This is a genomic window from Labrys sp. E2SS-1L, assembly GCF_057073705.1.
The window spans coordinates 965,302-980,469 of sequence record NZ_CP172713.1 but is presented as its reverse complement, the minus strand read 5'-3'; the positions used below and the strand labels follow the sequence as shown (position 1 = coordinate 980,469).

Here is a 15,168-nt window from a genome sequence, read left to right as displayed (position 1 = left end):
CGATGCCTCTGACGCTGTCCCTCAATACCAATCCGCTGGTCAACCGCTTCGCCGATCCCAACGATCTGATCGACACGGTGGCTGGTGATCTCAGGCTGCGCGACCTGCAGCTCACCCATGAATTCATCAATCCGAGCTGGCCGGCGCCCACCATACGGCGCCTGGTCCGCCAGATGAGCGGCGCCCTGGCCCGCACCGGTGTGCGTGTGACTAGCGGCATGACCGGGCCCTATGGCCGGCTCAATCATTTTGGACATCCCGATCCGGATGTGCGGCGCTATTATGTCGATTGGTTCAAGACCTTCGCCGACATCATCGGCGATCTCGGCGGCACGTCGGTCGGCACGCAATTCGCCATCTTCACCTTTGCCGATTACGACGATGCCATCAGGCGTGAGGAACTGATCCGGATCGCCATCGACTGCTGGGCCGAGGTCGCCGAGCACGCCAAGACCGCCGGCCTGACCTCCGTCTTCTGGGAGCCGATGAGCATCGGCCGCGAATTCGGCGAAACCATCGAGGCCTGCCTGTCGCTGCAGCGGCGGCTGACGGCCGCCGACATGGCCGTGCCGATGTGGATGATGGCCGATATCGATCATGGCGACGTCACCTCGTCCAACCCCGACGACTACGACCCCTATGCCTGGGCGCGGGCCGTACCGAAGGTGTCCCCGATCATCCACATCAAGCAGAGCCTGATGGACAAGGGAGGGCATCGGCCCTTCACGGCCGAGTTCAATGCCAGGGGCCGGATCCAGCCCGAACCGTTGCTGACCGCCCTGGCCGAGGGTGGTGCCGACGACAACGAGATCTGCCTGGAGCTGAGCTTCAAGGAACGCGAGCCCAACGATCGCCAGGTCATTCCCCAGATTGCCGAGAGCATCGCCTTCTGGGCGCCCTTCATCGAGACAGGCGCGGAGGATCTTCATGTCTGACGCAAAGGGAACGGGGCGGGGAGGCGGGACCGGACGCGCCGTCACCGAGAACGAGCTGGAGGAATCCCTCGCCTGCCGCGCCGCCTGGCTGCATTATGTTGGCGGCCTCACCCAGGCGGCGGTGGCCAAGCGGCTCGGCCTGCCCTCGGTGAAGACCCATCGCCTCATTGCGCGGGCGGTGGCGAGCGGGGTGGTCAAGGTTTCCATCGACGGCGACATCGTCGAATGCGTCGAGCTGGAAGCGGAACTCTGCCGGCGCTTCCATCTCGATCATTGCGAAGTCGCGCCCGATCTCGGCGAGGAGGGCATCCCGCTGCGCGCGCTCGGCCAGGCCGGGGCGGGGTTCCTGCGGCGCGAGATCGAACGCGGCGACCATCGCACCATCGGCCTCAGCCATGGGCGGACCCTGACATCGGCCGTCGCGCATATGTCCCGCATCGCGGCCGGCCAAATGCGTTTCGTCTCGCTGCTCGGCGTGCTTACCCGCAATTATGCCGTCAACCCGCATGACGTCATGCACTCCATCGCGGAGAAGACCGGTGCGCAGGCCTATGTGATGCCGGTGCCGTTCTTCGCCAACTCCGCTGAGGACAAGGCGGTCCTGCTCGCCCAGCGCGGCATCAGCGAGGTGCTCGCCATGGCCAATGGCGCGGAGCTGAAGGTGGTGGGCATCGGCTCGGTCGATGCCGACGCCCAGCTCGTTTCGTCCGGCATGATGCACCCGCAGGAGATCCGGGACATCAAGGCCGAGGGCGGCGTGGGCGAAATGCTCGGCTACTTCTTCGACGCACAGGGGCGGGTGCTCGAAAACCCGCTGACCGCGCGGACCCTGGGCGTGGCCCTGAACGGACGGGCCGATGACCACATCGTCGGCATTGCGGGCGGGGCGCACAAGCTCGAGGCGATCCGGGCCGTACTGCTCAGCGGTCGCCTGCGAGGACTGATCACCGACGAGGCCACGGCACGGGCGCTGCTCGGCTAGGTCTGTCTGAAACGTACCGATTTGCAAGTCGGCCGGTCGTGGTCGGCACGGAGATACTTGGAAAATGACACGTCACTGGGTCGGCACCAGCTGGAAGATGAACAAGACCCTGGAAGAGGGTCTGGCTTTCGCGAAAGCCTTGGCTCAGGCACTGGCTTCGGTCGATGACCGCCTGCAGCCCTTCGTCATCCCGCCCTTCACCCTGGTGCGCGAGGTCAAAAAGGCGCTCGCCGGGACGCGCGTGAAGGTCGGTGCGCAGAACATGCATTGGGCCGATGCGGGAGCCTGGACCGGCGAAGTTTCGCCGCCGATGCTGCGGGATTGCGGCCTCGACCTGGTCGAGCTCGGCCATAGCGAGCGGCGGGAGCATTTCGGCGAGACGGATCGCGCCGTCGGCCTGAAGACGGCGGCAGCCATCAAGCACGGCCTGATACCGCTGGTCTGCGTCGGCGAGACTCTGGCTGAGCGCGAGAGCGGCAGGGCCGAAGAGGTGCTCGCAACCCAAGTCGAGGGCGCGCTCGCGCAGCTTGGCGACGGCAAGCCTGCTGTCGAGATCATCTTCGCCTATGAACCGGTCTGGGCCATCGGCGAAAACGGCATTCCAGCCAGCGCTGACTATGCCGATCGCCAGCAGGCCCTGATCAAGAAAGTGGCGGCGAACCGGCTCGGGACATCTCCTGCGGTTCTCTATGGCGGCAGTGTCAATCCGGCCAATGCCGCCGACCTCATCGGCCAGCCCCATATCGACGGGCTCTTCATCGGGCGCTCCGCCTGGCAGGCCGAAGGCTATCTCGACATCCTCGAACGCACGGCCCGGGCCCTGTCGGCATAGCCCCTAGTGCAACCGATCTCACTTATACAAGGAAGGAAGACCGTCATGAAAATCGCACTTGGAGCCGACAGCGCGGGCAAGCCCCTGCTCGACGTCATCGCTGCGCATCTGGCCAATCGCCCGGACCTGGAGGTCACCGATCTCAGCCAGTCGGGCTATTACGCCGACCTTGCCGCAAAGGTCGGGCAGGACGTCGTCGATCACAAGCATGACCGCGCCATCCTGTTCTGCGGCACCGGCATCGGCGTGTGCATCTCCGCCAACAAGGTGCCGGGCATCCGGGCGGCTCTCACCCATGACACCTATTCGGCGGAACGCGCAGCCAAGTCGAACAACGCCCAGATCATCACCATGGGCGCGCGCGTCGTCGGTCCGGAACTCGCCAAGGCCATCGTCGATACCTGGCTGTCGTCGAATTTCGATCCTGAGGGCCCTTCGGCCGGGAACGTGCAGGCTATCGACCAGCTCGACGCCCGAAAGTGATCGACGATCTGCGGTGAGAGACGGAAGCCTCCTGGGCTTCCGTCTGAAATGCATCAAAAAGGATGGGAAGCAGGCAGCCGAAGGAGAGATGATGCGCGGGACACAGGGGCCGTCTCCCGCTGGTCGTCATCCTGGCGTCGGCTCGCGGCTTGGGTGATCCGTCATCCGGGCCGGTGCTCCATCGCACGAAAATATGAGCGGGACCGGCGATGACATTTCCGCAAGCGCGCTTAAATGCAACTGGCGTCCTGTTGCCGGCGCCTGACATTCGGTAGCCGGAAAACGGGCGTTCTTGAAACACACAGAACGGAGGCCGGCTCGAGCATGACGACGTCAACCCTCATCAATCGGCGAATAGTGCTTGCCTCCCGGCCCGTCGGTGCGCCTTCCCCGGACGATTTCAGGTTTGAGGACGTGCCGGTCGGCGAGCCTTCGGACGGGAAGCTCCTCCTGCAGATCCTCTATCTCTCGCTCGATCCCTATATGCGCGGCCGCATGAGCGCCGCCAAATCCTATGCCAAGCCCGTGGCGATCGGGGATGTCATGGAGGGAGGTACCGTCGCCCGCGTGATACGTTCGCGCCATCCCGATTACCGGGAGGGCGATATAGTGCTCTCCCATTCCGGCTGGCAGAGCTTCGCGCTGTCCGATGGCGTGGGGTTGCGCAAGCTCGACCCCAAGGCGGCGCCGTTGAGTACGGCGCTCGGGGTGCTCGGCATGCCCGGCTTCACGGCGTACGCCGGGTTGCTGACCATCGGCCAGCCCAAGCCCGGCGAGACCGTCGTCGTTGCTGCGGCATCTGGTGCTGTCGGCTCGGTCGTCGGCCAGATTGCCCGGATCAAGGGCGCCCGGGCCGTCGGGATTGCGGGTGGTGCCGACAAATGCGCCTTCGTGCGCGATGAGCTCGGCTTCGACGCCGTGGTCGATCACCATGCTCCCGATTTCGCCGCCCAGCTCGCCGCTGCCTGCCCCAAGGGGATCGACATCTATTTCGAGAATGTCGGCGGCCGCGTATGGGATGCGGTGTTTCCGCTGCTCAACGATTTTGCGCGTATCCCCGTCTGTGGCTTGATCGCGCAGTATAATGCCGGCCCGGATGCCTTTCCTGGTCCCGATCGCTTGCCCTCGATGATGCGGGATGTCCTGAGCAAGAGCCTTCTCATCCGCGGTTTCATCCAGCGCGAATTCGCCGACCAGCGCCCCGCCTTCTATCGCGAGGCAGCAGAATGGATCGCCTCGGGGCGCCTCCGCTACAAGGAGGATTTCGTGGACGGTCTGGACAAGGCGCCGCAAGCCTTCATCGGCCTGCTCGAGGGCCGCAATTTCGGCAAGCTCGTCGTGCGTGTCGCTCCCGAATAGCAGCGCCTTTTCCGGGTGCGCGGACGTCCCGTCCGCTTCTTCCCGCCAACCGGACGCAACGTTTCCAAGAGCGGACGAGACGTCCGCGCGCTCCGAAAAGGCTCGCTCGCAGCATAAAATTGACTAATTCAATAGACTTTCTATATTTGGAGGAATTTCCAGCGACGAACGGGTGTTTCATGAGGCGTCATATGCGGGCGATGATCGGGCTGCTGGCCGGTGCGGGATTGCTGTTTGCCTCGGCGGCAGAGGCAGAAGAGGGCAAACTGCGCATCGCCCAGCAATTCGGCGTCGTCTATCTTACGCTCAATGTCGCGCAGGCCCAGAAACTGTTCGAAAAGCACGGCAAGGCGGCAGGCGTCGACATCGAGGTTGAATTTGTCAAGCTCTCGGGCGGCGCGGCGGTGAACGATGCGCTGCTGTCGGGCAGCATCGACATTGCGGGGGCAGGGGTCGGACCGCTCTTCACCTTGTGGGATCGCACCCATGGCAAGCAGAACGTCAAGGGCGTCGCCTCGCTGGGCAATTTTCCCTATTACCTCGTTACCAACAACGCCAATGTGAAGACGATCGCCGACTTCACCGACAAGGACCGCATCGCGCTGCCGGCCGTCGGCGTCTCGGTGCAGTCGCGCATCCTGCAATGGGCCTCAGCCAAGCAATGGGGCGATGCCGATTATGACAGGCTGGACAAGATCTCGGTCGCGCTGCCGCATCCGGAAGCCGCGGCGGCGGTGATCAAGGGTGGCACCGAGATCACCGCCCATTTCGGCAACCCGCCCTTCCAGGAACAGGAACTGGCCGACAATCCCAAGGCGCATGTCGTGCTGAAATCCTATGACGTGCAGGGCGGTCCGGCCTCCTCGACGGTGCTCTACGCCACGGAGAAATTCGTCGAGGAAAGTCCCAAGACCTACAGGGCCTTCCTCGACGGTCTCGACGAGGCCGCTAGGTTCATCCGCGACAATCCCGAGGCGGCGGCCGATATCTACCTGGAGGTGGCCGGCGCCAAGACAGACCGCAACCTGCTCCTCAAGATCATCAAGAACCCGGAAGTCAGCTTCAAGATCGCTCCCGACAACACGCTGGGGCTCGGCCAGTTCCTGCACCGCGTCGGCGCCATCAAGAACGAGCCGAAGAGCCTGGCGGACTATTTCTTCGACGAGCCTCGCATTTCCGGCGGCAGCTGAATGCTTCGTTCCAAGAATGTTGAGATGGGTGATCGGCGGACCGCATGACGGACAGCCTCCTGCAGGGTTTTTCCAAGCCAGTCTTCTCCAAGCCGCGTGACGTTTCGCGTGCGCTGCAGCCAGCTGTCGAGAATGCCTTGACAGCCCCTTTGCTGCAGGCGCGTTCGGTGACTTTGGAATATGCGACCCGCCATCAGGTCGTCCGGGCCACACATAGGGTGGATCTCGACGTCTATGAGGGCGATCGTTTCGTCCTGCTCGGGCCGTCGGGCTGCGGCAAGTCCACGCTGCTGAAGGCAGCGGCGGGGTTCATCAGGCCGGTCGAAGGGGAGTTCGTGCTCAGGGGGCGGCCGATACGCGCGCCGGGCCCCGACCGTATCGTGGTTTTCCAGGAATTCGATCAGCTGCCGCCGTGGAAGACGGTGTTGCAGAATGTGGTCTTCCCGCTCGTCGCATCCGGACGCCTGCCGCGCCACCAGGCGCGGGAGCGAGCCCTGCATTACCTCGACAAGGTCGGGCTTGCCAGCTTCGCGGACGTCTTCCCGCACCAGCTCTCGGGGGGCATGAAGCAGCGGGTGGCAATCGCCAGGGCGCTCGCCATGCAGCCGGAAATCCTGCTGATGGATGAGCCTTTCGCGGCGCTCGATGCCCTGACGCGGCGCAAGATGCAGGAGGAACTGCTGCGCCTGTGGGACGAGGTGCGCTTCACCCTGCTGTTCGTCACCCATTCCATCGAGGAAGCGCTTGTCGTCGGCAACCGCGTGGCGCTGCTCTCGCCACGTCCGGGCCGGGTGCGCGCGGAGATCAACAGCCATGAATGGGACCTGACGAGCAGTGGCGGGACGGCCTTTCAGGCCGCGAGCCAGCATATCCATCGCCTGCTGTTCGAGGAGGAGGCGAAGGAGCCGGAAGGCGCGGTCGAAGCGAGGATTGGCATGCGAGGACGGGGATGAGCATGGTCTCGAACGGATCGCTCGTTCCACCTGTCCGCCCGGAATTCGAGCGCGACCTCCCGCCCTTCGTCGAAGTGGCGCTCGAACGCCGGCTGCCGCTGGCGACCCGTCTCTGGCAACAGGGCTGGCTGCGCAAGAGCCTGATACTCATGGCCCTCGCGCTGCTGTGGGAAGTTCTTGCCCGCTATCAGGACAATGACCTCTTGCTGCCGACCTTCATGGCGACCGCGCGGGCCTTCATAGCCGACATGGCCAGCGGCGAGCTGCCCGAGCGGGTGAGGCTGTCGCTCCTCGTGCTCGTCCAGGGATATGTCGCCGGCATCGTCCTCGCCTTCGCGCTGACCACGCTCGCGGTTGCAACCCAAGTGGGCCGGGATTTGCTCTCGACCCTGACGGCCATGTTCAACCCGCTGCCCGCCATCGCCCTGCTTCCGCTGGCGCTGCTCTGGTTCGGGCTCGGCGCCGGCAGCCTGGTCTTCGTGCTGATCCATTCGGTGTTGTGGCCGCTTTCCCTCAACATCTTCGCCGGTTTCCAGGCCGTGCCCGAGACCCTGCGCATGACGGGCCGCAATTATGGCCTGCGGGGCGTGCGCTACGTCCTTCAGATCCTGGTACCCGCCGCCTTGCCCGCCATCCTTTCCGGGCTGAAGATCGGCTGGGCCTTTGCGTGGCGCACGCTGATCGCGGCGGAACTGGTGTTCGGCGCTTCGTCCGGCAAGGGTGGGCTCGGCTGGTTCATCTTTCAAAACCGCAACGAACTCTACACCGACCGTGTCTTCGCTGGCCTCGCCCTCGTGATCCTGATCGGGCTCGTCATGGAGAATGTGGTGTTCGCGACATTGGAGAGGATCACCATCCGTCGCTGGGGGCAGGTGCGCTGACCTTGCCCGTCGTCTCACAGTCCGTCTTCGACTGGCGGTCGCCCTCGAGGACATCAGGAATGCTTACGGAAAGACCGACCATGTCGAGTAGCGAAGCGCGCCAAACCGGCGATCACCACGGCTCCGCAGCCACGGGCAATGGCGGGCCAACGCCATGAGCGGGACGGGCGAATATCTGTGGTACATCCCCAATGACCTCGGGGCCGGCCATCGCGGCGACGCGGCCGCCGCGGATCACAACAGCCTGGAGACGCTGACCAGCCATGCCCGGGCTCTGGAGGACCATGGCTGGAAGGGCGCACTGATCGGCACCGGCTGGGGCCGGCCCGATACCTTCACTCTTGCCACTGCCCTTACCGTACGGACCACCACTTTCGAGCCGCTGATCGCCATCCGGCCCGGCTATTGGCAGCCGGCCCAGTTCGCCTCCGCCGCCGCCACGCTCGATCAGCTCAGCGGCGGCCGCGTGCGCGTGAACGTCGTGTCGGGTCTGGACAATCTGGCGGCCTATGGCGATGCTGAGGGGGAGCAGGCGCACCGTTATGCCCGCACCCGGGAATTCATGCGCCTGGTGCGCAGGCTTTGGACCGAAGAGAACGTCACCTTTGAAGGCGAGCACTTCCGGGTTGCCGGCTCTGCCGTGGCGCCGCGCATTGCCCCGCGTGGCGAGCGTCGGCATCCCCGTCTCTATTTCGGGGGCGCTTCGGAGGCGGCGGAACGAGTCTCCGCAACCGAGGCCGATGTCCAGCTGTTTTGGGGGGAGCCGCGCGGTGGCGTCCAGGAGCGCATCGAACGCCTCAAGGCTTTGAGCAAGGCGCTGGACCGCGATCTTCCACCCCTGGAGTTCGGCCTGCGGATCACGACGCTTGTCCGTGACACCAGGGAGCAGGCCTGGGCCGATGCCGAGGCGAAGGTTGCCGAGATGGCCAGGACCAACGGCGCCGGCTGGCACGACCACCGCCAGGCCGTCGCCGAGGGGCAGCGCCGATTGCTCGATCTTGCCTCGCGCGGCGACGTGCTCGACGACAATCTCTATACCGCCCCCGGCAAGTTCGGCGGAGGCGGTGCCGGCACGACCTGGCTGGTCGGCTCGGCCGCCGATGTCGCCAATTCACTGCGCAAATATCGCGATCTCGGCATCACGCATTTCGTGCTTTCCGATACGCCCTATCTGTCCGAGATCAAGCGCCAGGGCGAACGATTGCTGCCACTGCTGCGCGATTGATGCCGGTGCCGAACAGCTAAAACAGCCTGATCTGGCCGACATCGGCATCGGCGTCGAGATCGGTTATCAGCATGTGCCCTGGCGTATTGGTGATGAACATCTCCGGCGTCGAGCATTTCAGCACGCTTTGCGCCGTCAGGCCGGAAGCCCAGAAGACGGGAATCTCGTCGGGACGGACATCGACGGCATCGCCCCAGTCGGGGCTGTCGACGTCGTCGATGCCGATCTCCGCGGGATCGCCGACATGGACCGGCGAGCCATGGGCGTGCGGAAAACGTGCCGTCATGGCGCGAGCCCTGTCGACGAGATCCTTTCGGATCGGCCGCATCGAGACGACCATGTAGCCGCCGAACATGCCCACGCCCTGGGTACGGATTGAGGAGCGATAGAGCGGCACGTTCTGGCTCATGGCGACATGGCGCACCTCGATCCGGTTCCGTCGGAGCATATGCTCGAAGCTGAATGTGCCGCCGAGTGCGAAGGCGACCAGATCGTCACGCCACAGGCTGATGATGTCGGTCCTGCTCCAGGTCTGTGGCCCGGCATGGAAGACATCATATTGCGGCAGGTCGGTACGCACGTCGATTTCGCCGAGAGTAGGCAGGCTAGGATCTCCGGCCCGATTGACGCCGACCAGGGGCAGCGATTTGGGGTTGCGCATGCAATATTCCAGGAAGTCGTCGGCAAGGCTGTTCGGCAGGATGATGACGTCTGCCTGCAGCTTGCCATCCGCCAGGCCGGCGGTGTGGCCGCGATAGTGGCCGAGCCTGATCGCTTCGCGCAGACTGGTCGCGCCGACCATGCGGAATTCTTCGTACCTCGTCGCGATGTGTGGACGTCCCATTGATTTCTGTGGCCCCCAGCTTGCTGCGAGAGTAGAGAAATCTCGAACAAGCGATTAGAATTATTATATTTTTTGGTTCTTTCGATGGCTGGAACGGCTCTTTGTTGTTCGGCTGCCGGCCCGAGCGCTCGCACAGGTTCCTTATGACCGGGCAGTTTGTTTTGGCTTTTGCGACCATCGCTACCTCGCTCCACCGACAAGTGCTTTGAGGTCGTTTACGCCCTGGTCCAGGAAGGCGAGATCGCTGGTCATGTAATGGATGAGGAAGGCGGCATAGAGCACCGAGACGAGGCTGAAGACGAGGGTCTTCACCACCAGCGACAGGGCAAAAATATTGAGGTGCGGCGAGGCGCGGGCGAGAAAGGCGAGCACGACGTCCGAAAGCAGCAGGCTGACGATCAGAGGCGCCACCAGTGTCAGCGCCATGCCGAGAATGCGCGTCAGCAAGGTCAGCAGGATGGCGCCAGCATCCCGGCTGAAGATCGGCGAGAGACTGTCGATCGCCCAGAGCGCATAGCTGTCGTACAGCGCGCTCAAGGTATGATGAAGGCCGCCGGCGGCCAGATAGATGCCCACCATGACGATCATCAGCAGCGTGCCCGTGGCGCTCGTCTCATGCGTCATCATCGGATCGATCAGCGTGCCCATGGTCGAGCCGCGCTGCAGGTCGACGATGTTGCCAGCGGCCTCTGCTGCCCAGAACGGGATGCCGAGCACGAAGCCGAGCAGGGCGCCGATCACCACTTCCTTGAGCATCAGCATGAGCATCATGGGCGCGTCGACATGGCCGCGCCCGGCAATGTCGACGGTCATCGGGATGACCGGCAGCGCCAGCGCCAACGCCACGCCGGTGCGCAGGATCCCGGCCAGCCGGGTACGGGAGAACAGCGGCATCAGCGCGACCAGGCCGACGATGCGCGCCGTGGCCAGGGCACTGGCCAGGACCAGGGTTTCCAGCCCCTTGAGGGATGCAAACAGGTTTTCCATCACTGGCGCGTCACGACGGGAAACTCGTCCATGACCTTGGACGCCTCGTTGGCGATCTGGTAGCCGAGGAGCGGGCCGACCAGCAGGATGACGACGAGAACCACGACCAGCTTGACGGTCTGCGGCAGGCTCTGGTCCTGGATCTGGGTCAGTGCCTGGGCAAAGCCGATGAGCAGGCCGACGACCAGCGCCGCCACGATGGCAGGCCCGGAGAGGATCAGCACCATCCATAGGGCACTCTGGACCTTGGCAAGAATGAAATCATTGGCCATCGGGCGGTCCTTGCGGTGCAACCGTCAATTGTAGCTGAGGATCAGGCCGTGCATCAGGCGCGACCAGCCGTCGATCGCCACGAAGAGCAGCAGTTTCAGCGGAATGGATATCAGTGTCGGCGAGACCATGATCATGCCCAGCGTCATCAGCACATTGGCGACCACCACATCGATGATGAGGAACGGCAGGTAGAGCAGGAAGCCGATCTCGAAGGCCCGCGTCAGTTCGGAGGCGACGAAGGCCGGCACCAGGATCTGCAGGTCGTCATCCTTCACTTCCGCCCGTGCCGGTTCCGGCCACAGCCGCTTGGTGCCGTCCAGGAAGAACTGGCGCTCCTGGGGCTGGGTGTAGCGCAGCAGATGCTGCTTGAGCGGTTCGCGGGCCAGCTCGGCCGCGCGCGTCAGGTCCTGCGTGGTCTGGAACTGGATGTTTTCCTGCTGCAGACGTCCCGAGATCTCGCCGATCAAGGGCGTCGTCACATAGACCGTCAGCACCAGGGCGATGCCGTAGATCACCAGGTTGGGCGGTGTCTGCTGGACGCCGAGCGCGTTACGGATGAGGAAGAGGACGACGGAGATCTTCAGGAAACCCGTCATGGTCACTACGGCCAGCGGCAGAATGCCGACCAGGCCGACCGCGACGAGAAGGCCGAGAAGATTGGGCGAGCCCTCAAGCATCAGTTGCCGTGCGAACGATACGCACTCCCATGCCGTCACCGACCTTCACGATCTCTCCGCGACCGATGCGCTTGCCATTGGCCACGAGATCGACCGCAGGCTCGGAAAGCTCGGGGAGCGGCACGATGGAACCGGCAGCGAGCCGGCTGACCTCGTGCAAAGGCATCGTCATGCGGGCGAGTTCGAAGACGACCGTCACCGGCAAATCCTCCAGGCCCGCGTCGTCAGGCTGTCCGCTTGCCGATTGTGGTTCATCCATGATCCATCCCCATCTCGTTTTGCTGATCGGCATCGGCGCCGAAACAAGTCTGCCGCTCTGTCCGATCGGCTCCGCCAGCGCCGCCCGGCGCCCGGCCAGCACCACCAGGACCGTTTGCGCTCCGCGGGTCCAGCCATCGGTCATGACGATGTCGCCGGGCTGGAGGGTACGCAGTTCCCCCACCGAAAGGCTGGTCGCGGCCCACCAGAGGCTGACGGGCAGGGGCAGATCGAGCCGGCGAACGGCAGGCTTGCCCGATGCGGTGTCGAGGATACGGCCGATCCTGGTGGCGAGCGTGGTGTCCGCCTGCAGAAAGCAGGCGCTTTCGGCCTGGCCAGTGGGCCGGAGGGCAAACGCGAAGGGCATATCGGGCGGGGAGCTGAGCCCGGTGGCTGCGATCAGCTCGATCGTCCCGTCCAGTTGCTGTTCCAGCCAGGCGATCTCATCCCGCAGGTAAGATTCCAGCAGCAGGGCAGCATGCGCGGGGGCCGGCGGCCCGACTGTGGCGCCGGGATTGGCCCGCGCCAGCCAGCGTTCGAACTGTGCAGGCGCGAGACAAAGACGGCCCGTTGCGGCACCGACCTTGAAGTCGATGGCGGTGGTCGTGTCCGGATCCACCGCCGGTTGCCACAGGACGGAAAGCAGGAACTCCTCACCGGCAATGCGGATCTTCACAGGCGGACGATGGCGATAGAAGGCGTTGAGGGCCGCGGCATCCGCAGGGGTGATCGCTTGCAGGCGGGCCGCCGAGACCGGGGGGGCGGCCGCAGGGCGCTGTCGCGTTTTTCCAAGTGCCGCTAGTCTCTGATGCATGCGAAAATCACGCTCTTCCTGGCTTGAGCTTTGACGCGGCCGCGAGGGTCGCTTCCTCCTCGATCGTGATTTCCTCGATCGCCTCCAGCCGGCGCCTGCTGCGCGATCTCATCTCGTCGACGAGACGGGTCAGTTTCTCGACGGCCTTGCGCCGGGCGTGGTGGTCCTCGCGTACCTGCATCAGCTTTTGCTGCTGCCCGGCTTCAGCCTGCCTCGCCTCTTCCGTCGCCTGCCGCAGCTGCTCCACTTCGCTGGCGGTAAGCTGGAAGCGGCCGCGCAGCGCCAGCAGGTCCTGGGCCGTCAGCGGCCGGCCCATGAGATCGACGAAGGAGGCTCGTTCGTCGGCCGCAGCCTGCTCGAGGCGAGTGGCGAGCGCGCTGGCCGCCGATCGCGCCCGATCCTGTGCTTCGCGAGCCAGGCGCTGCTGGTGGGCAACCGCTTCCAGGGCGCGTCGCTCGCGCAAGCTGCGGATCCTGTGGAGCTGGGAGATGATCGCCGGCCTAGCCATTGACGATATCCCGCAAGCGTTCGGCAGTGTGTTCCATGGCTTCCTGCTGGTCGGAGGGCTGACGCAGGAAGGCATTGATCCGGTCGATCTTGGCGACGGCTTCATCGGCGACGGCGTCGCTGCCTTTCTGGTATTCGCCGATGCGCACCAGCAGTTCCACCTCGGCGTGGCGCGACATCAGCTCGCGTATGTGGGTCGCGTCGGCGCGGTGCTGCTGCGAGACCACCGCATTCATCAGGCGGCTTCTGCTGCGCAGGATGTCGATGGCCGGGAAATGGTCGCGCCGGGCCAGATCGCTCGACAGGAAGACATGGCCGTCGAGCAATGCCTGCAGCTCCTCGGCCACCGGGTCGAGCGTGCCGTCCCCTTCGAGCAGCACACTGTAGAGGCCGGTGATGGTGCCGATCTGCCCCGGGCCGGCCCGCTCGAGCAGGCGCGGCAACGCCGCGAAAAGGGAGGGCGGAAAGCCGCGCCGTGTCGGCGGTTCGCCCGAGGCCAGGCCGATTTCGCGCTGGGCTCGGGCGAAGCGTGTGATGTTGTCCATCGCCAGCAGGACATGCTGGCCCCGGTCGCGGAAATATTCGGCGATGGTGGTGGCGACGAAGGCGGCCTTGACGCGTTCGATCGCCGGCCTGTCCGAGGTTGCCGCAACGATGACGGTACGCGCCATGCCCTCGGGGCCCAGCGCATGCTCGACGAATTCGCGCACTTCGCGGCCGCGCTCGCCTACCAGCGCGACCACAGCCACATCCGCGTCGGTGCCGCGTACGATATTGGCGAGCAGGGTCGATTTGCCGATACCTGGCTCACCGAACAGGCCGATGCGCTGGCCGCGGGCACAGGTAAGCATGCCGTCGAGCGCGCGGATGCCGAGCTGGATCGGTTCGCTGATCAGCCCGCGCGAGAGCGGCGACGGAGGGAAAGCGTGTACGGGGCGCCGGTCATCGAGGGTATCGCCATAGAGCGGCCGGCCGTCGAGCGGCTCGCCAAGAGCGCTTACCACGCGGCCGAGCAGGCCCGGACCGACGCCGATCTGCAGCTGGGCCGCCACCGGAATCACTTCGGTCAGGCTCGACAGGCCGGCCAGGTCGTCGAGCGGAACCAGCACGGCAGAACCATCGGCAATGCCGACGACCTCGGCCCTGACGCGGCGGCCCGTCTTCGGATCGACCAGGTCGCAGATTTCGCCGAGCCGCGCCTCTTCCACCGTGGCATGGATGACGACCCCGACGACTTCGCGCACCCGCCCGCTTCGTGTTCGCTGGTTCTCTTCCCGCAGCCGCTTGCCGAGGCGCGGAACGATGTCGGCGAGTCTCGCGTCGATGTCGATGGAGGCGTCGGTCATGACGCCGCCTTTCTCGCCGACCCGAGTGCAGCGGCGACGGCATCGAGCTGGGTTCCGATACCGGCATCGATCACGGCGGCCTCACTCGCTACGATGCAGGCATCACGCGCGAGGGCAGGATCGGTCTCGACCTCGATGGGGAAGCCGAATTGCCGCTCCCGCGTGAGTGCGTCGAGTTCCTCGCGAACCCTGCCATATGAATCGGGGTGAACGGTGAGCCTGAGATATTTGGCCTGCCTGACCTCGGCGACGGCCTGGCGGGCGATCTTGGCGACGAGTTCGTCGAGATCGAAGCTGCCCAGCAGGCGCCGGGCGACTTCCAGTACCAGGCCGCTGACCTGGTTTTCGACACCCTCGAAATAGCGATCGAGCTTGGCCGTCGTCTCGGTGACGAGACGTGCAGCCTCCCGTTTGCCTTGGGCAAGCCCGTCTTCATAGCCCTGCGCATATTCGGCGGCATAGGCCCGCCGTCCTGCCTCGCGCAGGTGTCCGGCGTCCTGCCGCGCGGTTTCCAGAAAGCCATAGCCGTCCTGCCAGGCCCTTGCCTCCGCCGCGCGCAGGATGCGCCCGGTCGGGCGCCTGGGTCGATCGGCCAGGGGGCCTGTGTCCTGCCCTGCCATCT

The 15,168-nt window shown here is 65.0% G+C and carries 17 protein-coding genes; 9 read left to right on the top strand and 8 right to left on the bottom strand.

Annotated features, from left to right (window positions below):
* Window positions 1–2 precede the first annotated feature (2 nt).
* The 9 genes from ACIGJE_RS30110 (at window position 3) to ACIGJE_RS30070 (ending at window position 8,840) form a co-directional block, all read left to right on the top strand.
* Window positions 3–935 carry a sugar phosphate isomerase/epimerase family protein gene (locus ACIGJE_RS30110; protein WP_415085169.1) on the top strand — a complete coding sequence of 311 codons (933 nt, stop codon included), beginning with the start codon at window positions 3–5 and terminating at the stop codon, window positions 933–935.
* Complete coding sequence (locus tag ACIGJE_RS30105; RefSeq protein ID WP_367626062.1) at window positions 928–1,917, top strand: sugar-binding transcriptional regulator; 990 nt, start codon at window positions 928–930, stop codon at window positions 1,915–1,917. The genes ACIGJE_RS30110 and ACIGJE_RS30105 overlap by 8 nt, the downstream gene beginning before the upstream one ends.
* A 64-nt stretch (window positions 1,918–1,981) precedes the next feature.
* Complete coding sequence (locus ACIGJE_RS30100; protein WP_483680432.1) at window positions 1,982–2,749, top strand: triose-phosphate isomerase; 768 nt, start codon at window positions 1,982–1,984, stop codon at window positions 2,747–2,749.
* A gap of 45 nt (window positions 2,750–2,794) precedes the next feature.
* Complete coding sequence (gene derI, locus ACIGJE_RS30095; protein ID WP_149249587.1) at window positions 2,795–3,232, top strand: D-erythrulose-4-phosphate isomerase; 438 nt, start codon at window positions 2,795–2,797, stop codon at window positions 3,230–3,232.
* Window positions 3,233–3,556: 324 nt separating this feature from the next.
* Window positions 3,557–4,591, top strand: a complete 1,035-nt coding sequence (locus tag ACIGJE_RS30090) for an NADP-dependent oxidoreductase (protein ID WP_483680430.1) — start codon at window positions 3,557–3,559, stop codon at window positions 4,589–4,591.
* A gap of 179 nt (window positions 4,592–4,770) precedes the next feature.
* Complete coding sequence (locus ACIGJE_RS30085; RefSeq protein WP_483680428.1) at window positions 4,771–5,781, top strand: ABC transporter substrate-binding protein; 1,011 nt, start codon at window positions 4,771–4,773, stop codon at window positions 5,779–5,781.
* Between the two features lie 44 nt (window positions 5,782–5,825).
* On the top strand, window positions 5,826–6,734 hold the full coding sequence (locus ACIGJE_RS30080; protein WP_483680427.1) for an ABC transporter ATP-binding protein: 909 nt from the start codon (window positions 5,826–5,828) through the stop codon (window positions 6,732–6,734).
* Window positions 6,731–7,615: an ABC transporter permease gene (locus ACIGJE_RS30075; protein ID WP_311936358.1), complete on the top strand. Its 885-nt coding sequence runs from the start codon at window positions 6,731–6,733 to the stop codon at window positions 7,613–7,615. The genes ACIGJE_RS30080 and ACIGJE_RS30075 overlap by 4 nt, the downstream gene beginning before the upstream one ends.
* Window positions 7,616–7,769: 154 nt before the next feature.
* Complete coding sequence (locus tag ACIGJE_RS30070; protein WP_483680425.1) at window positions 7,770–8,840, top strand: LLM class flavin-dependent oxidoreductase; 1,071 nt, start codon at window positions 7,770–7,772, stop codon at window positions 8,838–8,840.
* 16 nt (window positions 8,841–8,856) lie between these two features.
* Here the strand turns inward: ACIGJE_RS30070 and ACIGJE_RS30065 are convergent, their stop codons facing one another.
* The 8 genes from ACIGJE_RS30065 to sctL form a co-directional block, all read right to left on the bottom strand.
* Window positions 8,857–9,642 carry a putative hydro-lyase gene (locus tag ACIGJE_RS30065; RefSeq protein WP_311936352.1) on the bottom strand — a complete coding sequence of 262 codons (786 nt, stop codon included), beginning with the start codon at window positions 9,640–9,642 and terminating at the stop codon, window positions 8,857–8,859.
* Between the two features lie 222 nt (window positions 9,643–9,864).
* On the bottom strand, window positions 9,865–10,671 hold the full coding sequence (sctT, locus tag ACIGJE_RS30060) for a type III secretion system export apparatus subunit SctT (RefSeq protein ID WP_311936350.1): 807 nt from the start codon (window positions 10,669–10,671) through the stop codon (window positions 9,865–9,867).
* Entirely contained in the window at window positions 10,671–10,943 is a 273-nt protein-coding gene (locus tag ACIGJE_RS30055) for an EscS/YscS/HrcS family type III secretion system export apparatus protein (protein ID WP_068281421.1), read from the bottom strand. Before ACIGJE_RS30055 ends, sctT begins: the two co-directional genes overlap by 1 nt.
* Window positions 10,944–10,967: 24 nt before the next feature.
* Complete coding sequence (gene sctR, locus ACIGJE_RS30050; RefSeq protein ID WP_311936348.1) at window positions 10,968–11,621, bottom strand: type III secretion system export apparatus subunit SctR; 654 nt, start codon at window positions 11,619–11,621, stop codon at window positions 10,968–10,970.
* Window positions 11,614–12,555: a type III secretion system cytoplasmic ring protein SctQ gene (sctQ, locus tag ACIGJE_RS30045; protein WP_415085154.1), complete on the bottom strand. Its 942-nt coding sequence runs from the start codon at window positions 12,553–12,555 to the stop codon at window positions 11,614–11,616. The genes sctR and sctQ overlap by 8 nt, the downstream gene beginning before the upstream one ends.
* Window positions 12,556–12,700: 145 nt before the next feature.
* On the bottom strand, window positions 12,701–13,201 hold the full coding sequence (gene sctO / locus ACIGJE_RS30040; RefSeq protein ID WP_311936342.1) for a type III secretion system stalk subunit SctO: 501 nt from the start codon (window positions 13,199–13,201) through the stop codon (window positions 12,701–12,703).
* Entirely contained in the window at window positions 13,194–14,546 is a 1,353-nt protein-coding gene (locus ACIGJE_RS30035) for a FliI/YscN family ATPase (RefSeq protein WP_415085152.1), read from the bottom strand. The genes sctO and ACIGJE_RS30035 overlap by 8 nt, the downstream gene beginning before the upstream one ends.
* Window positions 14,543–15,166, bottom strand: coding sequence for a type III secretion system stator protein SctL (sctL, locus tag ACIGJE_RS30030; protein ID WP_415085150.1), 624 nt, complete (start codon window positions 15,164–15,166; stop codon window positions 14,543–14,545). The genes ACIGJE_RS30035 and sctL overlap by 4 nt, the downstream gene beginning before the upstream one ends.
* Between the last annotated feature and the right edge of the window lie 2 nt (window positions 15,167–15,168).